Annotated in this window: 10 protein-coding genes; 4 read left to right on the plus strand and 6 right to left on the minus strand. The window is 69.8% G+C overall.

The features are described 5' to 3' along the window. From G9H71_RS13140 to G9H71_RS13150, 3 genes are all read left to right on the plus strand, one after another. On the plus strand, nucleotides 1-864 hold an 864-nt coding region (locus tag G9H71_RS13140), incomplete at its 5' end, for an adenylosuccinate synthetase (RefSeq protein ID WP_166282548.1). Nucleotides 865-868: 4 nt separating this feature from the next. Further along, on the plus strand, nucleotides 869-1,672 hold the full coding sequence (locus G9H71_RS13145; RefSeq protein WP_231134761.1) for an esterase/lipase family protein: 804 nt from the start codon (nucleotides 869-871) through the stop codon (nucleotides 1,670-1,672). Nucleotides 1,673-1,812: 140 nt separating this feature from the next. Continuing rightward, nucleotides 1,813-2,208, plus strand: a complete 396-nt coding sequence (locus G9H71_RS13150) for a hypothetical protein (RefSeq protein ID WP_166282550.1) — start codon at nucleotides 1,813-1,815, stop codon at nucleotides 2,206-2,208. A 1,031-nt stretch (nucleotides 2,209-3,239) separates the two neighbouring features. On the opposite strand, the gene G9H71_RS13155 is transcribed toward G9H71_RS13150, so the two are convergent. The 6 genes from G9H71_RS13155 to G9H71_RS13180 form a co-directional block, all read right to left on the minus strand. Further along, nucleotides 3,240-3,965, minus strand: coding sequence for a glycosyltransferase family protein (locus G9H71_RS13155; RefSeq protein WP_166282552.1), 726 nt, complete (start codon nucleotides 3,963-3,965; stop codon nucleotides 3,240-3,242). Nucleotides 3,966-4,493: 528 nt separating this feature from the next. Next, on the minus strand, nucleotides 4,494-4,976 hold the full coding sequence (locus G9H71_RS13160) for a hypothetical protein (protein WP_166282554.1): 483 nt from the start codon (nucleotides 4,974-4,976) through the stop codon (nucleotides 4,494-4,496). Nucleotides 4,977-5,227: 251 nt separating this feature from the next. Then, nucleotides 5,228-5,746 carry a SigE family RNA polymerase sigma factor gene (locus tag G9H71_RS13165; RefSeq protein ID WP_331272963.1) on the minus strand — a complete coding sequence of 173 codons (519 nt, stop codon included), beginning with the start codon at nucleotides 5,744-5,746 and terminating at the stop codon, nucleotides 5,228-5,230. 167 nt (nucleotides 5,747-5,913) lie between these two features. Further along, on the minus strand, nucleotides 5,914-6,441 hold the full coding sequence (locus G9H71_RS13170) for a hypothetical protein (RefSeq protein ID WP_166282558.1): 528 nt from the start codon (nucleotides 6,439-6,441) through the stop codon (nucleotides 5,914-5,916). A 512-nt stretch (nucleotides 6,442-6,953) separates the two neighbouring features. Further along, complete coding sequence (locus tag G9H71_RS13175) at nucleotides 6,954-7,868, minus strand: hypothetical protein (protein WP_166282560.1); 915 nt, start codon at nucleotides 7,866-7,868, stop codon at nucleotides 6,954-6,956. Further along, nucleotides 7,861-8,358, minus strand: a complete 498-nt coding sequence (locus G9H71_RS13180) for an RNA polymerase sigma factor (RefSeq protein ID WP_166174654.1) — start codon at nucleotides 8,356-8,358, stop codon at nucleotides 7,861-7,863. The genes G9H71_RS13175 and G9H71_RS13180 overlap by 8 nt, the downstream gene beginning before the upstream one ends. A gap of 359 nt (nucleotides 8,359-8,717) precedes the next feature. On the opposite strand from G9H71_RS13180, the gene G9H71_RS13185 reads away from it, so the two are divergent. Then, nucleotides 8,718-9,143: a hypothetical protein gene (locus G9H71_RS13185; RefSeq protein ID WP_166282562.1), complete on the plus strand. Its 426-nt coding sequence runs from the start codon at nucleotides 8,718-8,720 to the stop codon at nucleotides 9,141-9,143. Nucleotides 9,144-9,429 lie beyond the last annotated feature (286 nt).

The raw sequence follows: 9,429 nt of genomic DNA on the forward strand, positions 1-9,429 counted from the left end.
CTCGGCGTCCGCGTGCAGGACCTCTTCGACGAGAAGATCCTCCGGCAGAAGATCGAGGGCTCGCTCGACCAGAAGAACAACCTGCTGGTCAAGGTCTTCAACCGGCGCGCGATCACCGTCGACGAGGTCGCCGAGGAGCTGCTGACCTACGTCGACCGGCTGCGGCCCTACGTCCGCGACACCGCGCTGCTGCTCAACCAGGCGCTCGACGACGGCGCGACGATGGTGCTCGAGGGCGGCCAGGCCACGCTGCTCGACGTGGACCACGGCACCTATCCGTTCGTCACCTCGTCGAACCCGACGTCCGGCGGCGCCTGCACCGGCTCGGGCGTGCCCCCGACCCGCATCGACCGGGTCGTCGCGGTCGTCAAGGCCTACACGACCCGCGTCGGCGCCGGCCCGTTCCCGACCGAGCTGCTCGACGCCGACGGGGAGAAGCTGCGCCAGGACGGCGGCGAGTTCGGCACCACGACCGGCCGCCCGCGCCGCTGCGGCTGGTACGACGCCGTCGTCGCCCGCTTCGCCGCGCGCATCAACGGCACGACCGACTTCGTCCTCACCAAGCTCGACGTCCTGACGGGCTGGGAGCGCATCCCGGTCTGTGTCGCGTACGACGTGGATGGGGTCCGCCACGACGAGATGCCGATGACGCAGACCGACTTCCACCACGCGAAGCCGATCTACGAGTACTTCCCCGGCTGGACCGAGGACATCACCGGCGCCAAGACGCTCGAGGACCTGCCGAAGAACGCGCGGGCCTACGTCAAGGCGCTCGAGGAGATGTCCGGCGCGCCGATGAGCGCGATCGGCGTCGGCCCCGGCCGAGACCAGACGATCGAGGTACGCAGCCTGCTGCCGGGCTGATCGCGTGCGCCGGCTGCTCGCGGGCCTCGCGGTCCTTCTCGTCGTCGCGCTCGGTGCGGGCGTGCTCGCCGTGCTGCAGCCCTGGTCCGACGAGCCTGCGGTTGACCCGCCCGTCGTCCCGCAGGACGTGCCCGGGCCGGTGCTCCTGGTGCCCGGGTACGGCGGGTCCACCGCCTCGCTGCAGCCGCTGGCCGAGCGGGTCCGGGCCGCCGGGCGCGACGCGACGGTCGTCGACCTGCCGGGGGACGGGCGGGGGGACCTGCGGGAGGCTGCGGCCTCTCTGGACACATCGGTCACGGCGGCGCTGTCTTCCGGCGCCCACTCGGTCGACCTCGTGGGCTACTCGGCCGGCGGCGTGACGATCCGGCTCTGGGTACGCGAGCACGCCGGCGAGACCAAGGCGCGGCGCATCGTCACGCTGGGCTCGCCCCACCACGGCGCGCAGGTCGCCGCGCTCGGGGTGCTGCTCGGCGACGACGAGGTCTGCCCGTTGGGCTGCCAACAGCTGGCGCCGAACTCCGAGGTGCTCACCGAGTTGAACGCCGGGGACGAGGCGCCGGAGGGGCCGCGGTGGGTGTCGGTGTGGTCCCGGTACGACGACGTGGTGACGCCGGTCGACTCCGCTTCTCTGCTCGGTGCGGTCGACGTCCCGCTGCAGGACGTGTGCGCCGACAGCCGGGCCGATCACGGGGCGCTGCCGCGCGATCCGCTGGCGACCGGGCTGGTGCTGGCGGCGATCGGGCCGGGCTTGGACTCTGTCCCCGGGCCGGGGGAGTGTGCGGAGCTGCGGGCGGCCGGGCGGGGCTGACTGTCGCCGCCGCGCCGGGGTTTGCTGCGCCGTCGTCCGGTGAGCATGCGGCGTGCGGTGCTGCTCCCGTGACAGTGGACGACGCATGCCTCGTCGTTGCTGTGCTCTGTGGTGCGTCGTCTGGGCGTTAGCTTGTGCCGGTGCCGGACCTTCCCCCGCCGGATCCTCCGCTCGAGCAGGTGGCGCTGCGCCGACGCCTCGAGCGCGTGCTGGCCGAGCTCGGCGTCCCGTACGAGCACGAGGACCGGTTCTGGGAGTCGGACGACGGCCAGGGAGCGGTGTACGGCTGGGGGACTCGGGTGCAGATGCCGGGGGTGCCCGAGCCGGTGAACGTGTGGTTCGACGGGTTGGACGAGGACATCGCTGTCTCGACCCCGGGCTATGGGCGCTGGTGGCGGCGGACTCGTGGCGTCTGGCACGAGTGGCTCGACCTCAGCGATCTCGACCGGGTGCTCGACGAGGTGGAGGCGTGCGTGCAGCGGTTGCTGAGAGAGCGCAAGTCGGTGGAATCGGCTGAGGTTCGGCGTACGCGGTAGTCGCTGGTGTTCGGGCGCCTGGGGCTCCAGCGCCGACGGCAGGCGCGCGTCGTCTGGAGGCAGTTGTCCGCGGTGGTTGCTGGGGCAGCCCTCTGCGCCAATCGATCAAGTCGGGTTCGGGGTCAGCCAGAGTCTTACGGTCTTGCCGAAGACAGGGCGTGCCCACCGCGGGATGGGGATGCGGGCGCTGGTACGAGCATCCAGCCAGACGTCCGCTGGTGCCGCTGCATCTTCGGCCGAAGCGCTCAGCGGCTGGAGGCAGGGCGTCCCGCAGGAGGCACCCGAGCGGGTTGTTCACGGGGCGGGTCTCACGCGACAACCACCAGGTGCCACCGCGACGCCGACGACCTGACCAGGTGCTTCGCGCAAGCGGTTCCCTCAACGGGACGCTCCCCTGATGTGTCGTACGACGATAATTACCAAGCCTTAGGAACGTCCGCGTCGGTCCTGTCTGTCGCCCGTCGCGCGACCGGCAATCGGTCTTATTCATCTTTGTTGACGTAAGACAACGTGCCGTGGGAGACCTGGCTGGCGACGACTTGGCTCTGTGAGTGAGTGGACTCCACCAGAGTGGTAAGACACACCTGAGTGACCGCGGGCCTCCGATGTGGGCGCGGCCACCGGGCGAATCCTTCGAGTGATTTCTCACAAGCGAACCCCAGACGGCGAGCCCGCCGGCGTCTCGGGCCCGGCGCGACACCACCACGTGCGAGAAGCACAACCCCTTCCGGCGCAGCATCGCGCCCTTAGCACCCGGCTAGGCCGCCTCGTACTCCGCGACGATCCCCAGCTTGTCCTCGGCGGTGAACGTCTGCCGCCGCGGGCGCTCCAATCGTGGGCTCATGCCGCATCATCAGCGAACGCTCTCCGCAGGGCCGCAGGCGTCATAGTCATCGTGATCTTCCCTGTTCTCGCCCTGTGCAGAGGGAGCTGTTCTACCGGAGGTGTCTCACGTCAGCCTGACGCATGCGGCGTCGCGGTGAGCCGAGTACGCCGGCGTGACATCGACATAGTGCGGAGCAGATGACTGGTCAGCTCACCCGGTCTGACCAGTCATCCCCTCGCTTGATGACAAGCTGATACCGGTCCAGGCTTCGCACGAATTTCGCCACGAACGGTGCTGTGGCCTTCGTCGCGGCTTCGGCTCGCCGAACGATGTCCGGCTGGGCAAGAGCGTCCATGATGGCCTTCTCTTCCTCAGTGGACGGACCGTACTTCTTTCGCTTTTCGGCCTGAATCGCGAATGCATTAGTCATCTTGGTTATCCCGGCCGTTGTCGTCGTAGCAGGGCCACTCCCCGTCGCGCCCGCGGCCCGCTTGATCCCTTGGCGGGTGCTGTCCACGACGACAGCGTCCCCACCAAGCGCGAGCCGGTGGAGAATGGATGCTCCCTTGGGACCCCGGACGGAGATGCCCTTGTAGCTACTGAGAGCCTTCGCAACCGCATCGACGACGCTCTCACCGCCCGGGGGCGACGTTCCGGCCCAGCAGGTTAGGAAGACGACGCGGCTCAGGGCAACGACACCTTTATGCTTGCTCACGGCACCGCTGATCAGTCCGGCGATCTCGTCTGCGTTGTAGTGCCCCGCGCTTCCCTGGAGTCCGTGCGCGACGATGTAGAGGGTCGGTTGCCCCGCAATCTCCGCCGGTGTCGCTGCGGCGAGCAGCTTGACGGGAGGCGTTCCGCCCGTCTGGATCGCGTAGTCGATGGCCAAGAGATTGTAGAAATCGATGGCCGATTCCGAGGTGTACGCCACTCCGACGAGCCGTTGCACCGGTGCCCGAACACCCGCGGCGGCGCCAGTCACGGAGTCGTAGGTCCCGGGAGGTGCTTCGCGCCGCACGGCGGGGACGTTGTCAGGCCGCGGAGCGGGCCTCGCGGTGGTTGAAGGCACCGCTGAACCTCTGAGTAGCTGAGCGACGGCGCGGTTTCCTGCCATCTGCTGAAGCCGGAGCACCTCGACCGCCCCGGCGGCCGGTTCGGCGTTCCGCCGCGTCGGTGGCCGAGGGAGCCTTGTCGTGCCGGCGTCCCGAGCCTTGCCCGGCGCGGCGGTACCTATAGAAGCCGGAAGCTGTCTCATGCAGTAACCCCTCGGTCACACATCCGAGCCAGTATCCGTCTGTGGGTGGGACGGGGTCAATTGCGGCGCTGACGTTGTCCCACATCTCGTTGGACGTTCCGCTGACGGGCACCCCACCAGGACCTGCTCGCGCCTCGTACACCGACGGCCACTGCATGTTCATACACAGCCCGACTCGCCCGGCTGCATCCGGACATGCCGCGGTCAGAGCGTGTTCCCGTTTGCGTCGTAGGCCTGGGCCCGGGTGGCGCGTGACTGTCGTAAGACCTGCTCAGCACGGCGCTGGATCTCGGCCGGCGTCGTCGCAGGTCCGGAACCCGCGATCGCAGGCACGGGTAGGGCGTAGACCTTCAACCCGACGAGCCCGTCGACGGCCTGCGGCACGGCGACACGGGCCACACCGTCGGAGCACGTGATGCTGACCGTCGCGGCCGCAGCGGGAACGACGCCGGTCACCAGACCAGCTCCGTCGGGCGTGGTGGACACGGACGGGCGCTGCACGCTGGGGTGGCTGCACCCGAAGCTGGAGGGGTTGGGTTGGAGGCAGAGCAGGCCCGCACGGCTGACGTACGCAGCGGCACCATGCCCGAGATCGGCGATCTCCCCGGCCGGGACGCGCATGTCGCCCGGCATGTAGCTGCCTGGGTCGGCCGTCGCCGGGATGCCCAGCCGCGTCCGGAGGTCCACGCCCTGTGTCGTGCGGTCGGTTCCACCATCGCCTGACCGTGCGCCGGTGACGCCGTCCTGTCCACGGGCCGTCTGAAGCTCCAGCTGGGCCAGGGCGAGGACCGCGCATCCAACGGACAGCGCGGCCGTCGACGCGAGCACCCGCTCACGTCGGCGCCTGCGCCTGCTGGCCTTCACCACACGGCCGGGGTCGACCGCAGTTGTCGCCTGCACCGCCCCGGCGTACAGCTCACGTAGCCGTTCCTCGGTCATCATCGAGCCCTCTCCGGTGCATCAACGGTGGCGAGTTCGGGCGACAGCCTGAGCTTGCGCAACGCCCGGGCCGTCGTGCTCTTCACGGTGCCGACTGCGATGCCCAGCTCGTGAGCTGTTTCCCGCTCGGTCATGTCCTCGAGGTAGCGCAGCACCACCACCGCCCGCTCCCGGTAAGTCAGGCCCGACATCGCCGCTGCGAGTGCTCGGGCCGCGAGCAGCCCATCGGCGCCGTCAACGACCGCGTAGTCCAGACCCTCGCCGTCGGTCAGCACCTCGCGGCGATGCTTGCGCCACCAGGAGACGTTGGCGTTGACCACGGATCGCCGCGCGTAGGCGAACGGGTCCTCCCGCAGCCTGCCCCAGTGCCGGTACACCGCGACCAGCGCCTGCTGCGTCAGATCCTGGGCGCGGTGCTCATCACCGCACACCAGGCGCGCGATTACCAGCAGCCGGGGTGAGACGGACAGCACGAACTCCTCGAACGCGCGCTCCGAGTCCTGGCCATCCCCCGTCACCCTCACACGACTACCACGCGCCAGCACAGCAGAAGGTTCTGCTCTCGTTCCCGCTTTGCGACGGCATCCGGTCATGCCGCCGTCGCGGCGCGCTGGCCATCGGGTCGTGCCGATGAGCGCAACTCTGCAGGGGTCAGGGTCGCCCAGCCACAGGACAGGTGCTTACGTCACCGGGCTGGAATCGAGTGCGAGAGCCGCTCAACCTCGTCCATGCCGGGGCGGAGCTGGTTATCTCTGACGGGCCGGGGCATGCCGGCATCGTCCAGGACGTACTGCCCCTGCTCAGGGTTGATCAGTGACGCGGGCATCCCGGGAGTGTCCGGGTAAGTGCCCAGGAAGAGGAGCTGCGCCTCGCCCTGCTTGAGTCGGGGCTCGTCGCTGCAGCTCATCTGCTTCACCTCCAGCGGGGCACCGGCAGGAACCTCACCGCGCAGGACGCGCCGGACCTCCAGAGGCCACACGCGGTGGTCCTCCTCCGAGCCGCTGCCGTAGTCGATGCCTCGCTCCTCCTGCGTGCCCGGCACGGCGACGACGATGACGTCACTGGCACTCACGAGCTCGGGCACGCTGCGGTAGTAGGGGTAGTTCGCAACGCAGGTCGCGCCACCGCCTACGGCCCCGACGACGCCGTCCCCGCCGCAGCCGGTGGTCAAGGCCGCGCACGCGACAAGGGCGCCAGCGGCTCGGATACGCACGCGCCCACCTCCTCGAGGTGGACGCTGTCCGTCACACCCGCTCGTAAGCCTCAGCATCCAGAGGCCAACGCACAGCCTCAGCATGCCTCAGCCCGTCCATGCACGCTCATGCCGCCGTGCGCGCGGGGACGCGCGACCATGCCGCCGTGCGCGCGGGGACGCGCGACCATGCCGCCGTCGCGGCGCGTGCGCCTCGCCCGGTCGTGCTGATGATCGGCAACGTCTGCGGCGGATGAACATACGGGCACCGGTGGACGGAGGCTCTACGCCACCCGCTACACGTTCAGCCCGAGTGCGCGATAGCCGGTGACGGCCGCATCCGCAGAAGGCACCCGAGCGGGATTGTTCGCCGGACGGAGCAAACCGATGGCAGGCCGTCGAAAGCACCCCGGCCTGTCCCTGACATGTGGCGTCACTGTAGGCCGTTCCCCTTCCGGGATGGTGAACGACCACACCCCACCAGGCTTGCAGTGCCGCCCCTTGCTGCTGAAAGGGCCGGCTTCCAGTGGTCGCTACTGAAGGGTGGGCATCGGGTTGGGCGCTTGTCCGGTCAGGCGAGCGACAGTGGCTCTTGCGAGCGCCTGCGCCCAGGGGGTGGGAAGCTCCGAGTTGATGAACTCCCCGCCGCCCCACCGGTCGACGTCGACGATGGTGAGGAGGTCCCCCTGGTTGACGATCACCCGCCACTGAGTGACGGCAGGGCCGTCAGGAAGGGTGTTGCCGCGGTCACGAGTCACCTTGGTGGGCAAGGTGTGGCGCACAACGAGCCACCGCGCGCCCGCGTGTTCGCCGGCGTCGAGCACGCGCACCGCGTGTTCGGGCGTGGTGCAGAGCAGCCGGTCCGTGACCTCCTGCCAGCTCGCGGAGCCCTGGCCGGGCTTCATCTGCACGGTTGTCTGGTGGATCGTCCAGCTGGCGGAGGCGGCGTTCTGGTCCGTACGCAGGGACCGGGCGTCGACGTCGGCGTAGCTGCCGGAGTTGGGAAAGCCGGGCAGCGCGCCGATCAGGGTGCCTGTGGGGGCTTCGGCCCAGCCAGCGCCGAGGTCGGCGGGGGTCAGCTGCAGTGCGCTGAGAGCGCCGGTGCCGGCGCTCAACTGCAGCACGCGGTCAGGTTCGGTCGCCGGAATGTCATACGACGTCGGGTCCGCGCATGCGGTGGGCACAGGCAGCGGCGTCTGCGGGGTCGAGGCGCCGGCGCTCAGCTCAGACTGCGAGGTGCCGCCTCCCTGCGGCGCAGCGCCGGTGGTGACGCTCACTCCGGCCACGATGCTCGCGACCGCGAGTCCTCCGCCCGTAGCGGCGAGCCGTCGCTGTCGGCGGGCCCGGGCCCGGACCAGGGGCGAGATTGCGGCCGGGTGTGCGGCCCGGGCACGGGCCAGCTCCTCGTCGAGGCGGTGGAAGGCGGTTGTCAGATCGGGGTCAGGCACGGGAGGGCTCCTGGGGTGCGGGGTCGGCGAGCAACACGGCGAGCGTGGTCCTGGCGCGGGACAAGCGGGACTTCACGGCGCTTAGCGAGCTGTTCGTCTCGGTGGCGATCCGTGCAAGAGGCAGGTCGTAGAAGTAGTGCAGGACGACCGCCACCCGTTGCGTGTCGGGTAGCTGGCGCAGCGCGGCCACCAGTGCGACGCTGTCCGGCGACACCTCGGGCACCGCCTCAGCGATGTCCTTGCGCAGCCATGCAGCTGCCGCCGTGCGGGTGCGGCGCCAGCGGCTCACAGCGAGCCGCACTGCAACAGTGCGCAGCCACGCCTCGGGCTGATCGACGCGCCCCAGGCTGCGCCGCGCGGCCCAGGCCCGCATGAAGGCCTCGTTGACGACGTCCTGGGCCTCGTTCATGTCCCCGGTCACGGCATAGACAGCGCGCACGAGCCGCGGCGCGCAGGCCGCGTACAGCTGCTCGAACTCTGCTTCGGTCACGTCGCCCGCCAGCCTGCCGGAGGCTGCGTCGCTCGAATGGTCACGTCAAGTAGACGCGGCCCGAGGCCGCAAGGTCGCGCGGGATCTCACGGCGCCCCTCGATACGCCGAACATGCCCCCGTCCGCTCACGGGCGCGTCCGAGAGGCTCCCGGTCGAGGATCGGCATTCGGGCAACAGCTGTGCGCGCCCCGCCCCGTTCGCGCAGCGAGCCGACCCTGTCTCTGGGCTGCACAATCATGCAGAGACGTGACGCACGCGAACTCGCACGCTCATGCCGCTGGTGGGGCGTCCCGGTACCGCCGACGAGAGGCGGCCGCAACCACGCCTCGGCGGTGTGCGGCAAGCCGGCGCGGCCGGCATGGAGAAGCGCGAGTTCAGTCAAGACCTGAGTACGGCGACTCACGCGACGCCGCCGGCCAAGGGCGAGCCTGTGATCGTGACCCGCGCGACCGAGAAGAATCAGAATCCCACGTACACGCCGCTGTGGGACAAGCGGGACCTATGGCGCGCCGTCACGTTGGGCACCGTCACGCTGGCCTGCCTCGTCGGTGCTCTGATCGCCTTCATAGCGGGCGGCATCGTGGGAGCTGGGAGCTTCAACTCCGGCGAGCCCGTCAATCACGGTCTGGCGGCTCGGTGGATGGCCTTCGCCGGGCTGCTCCTGGGCACGCCCGCCCTCGCCGCCGGACTGCTGTGGGGCAGATGGCAACTCATGCTGTGGGGCATTGTCGGCTGCGCAGCACTGGCGGCGCTCGGCGCTCTGCGCGGCTACACCTGGTCCTAGAGGACCTGCGCGGGGTGCGACGGCACCCGGGAGGCTGCCCGAGGAGCCGGTCATCCGGAAATGCCGCGGGTCGAGTGCCAGCCGCCTTCCGGACGTGTCGCACTGCTTATCGCGTTGGCGCTGAAGCGGAACCGGGCGAGAGCGGGCAGGTGGCACCCACGACTGCCAGACGACAAGCCTCCTGCTCGAGGCGTTCCGGCGAGGGGATCATCTCGAGAAACTGCTCCACCGTCGGCGTGCCCGAAGGTGCGGGCACCTGCTCCGTCGCATCGCTGTCTGTACACCC

Source organism: Motilibacter deserti (genome assembly GCF_011250635.1).
Classification (GTDB): domain Bacteria; phylum Actinomycetota; class Actinomycetes; order Motilibacterales; family Motilibacteraceae; genus Motilibacter_A; species Motilibacter_A deserti.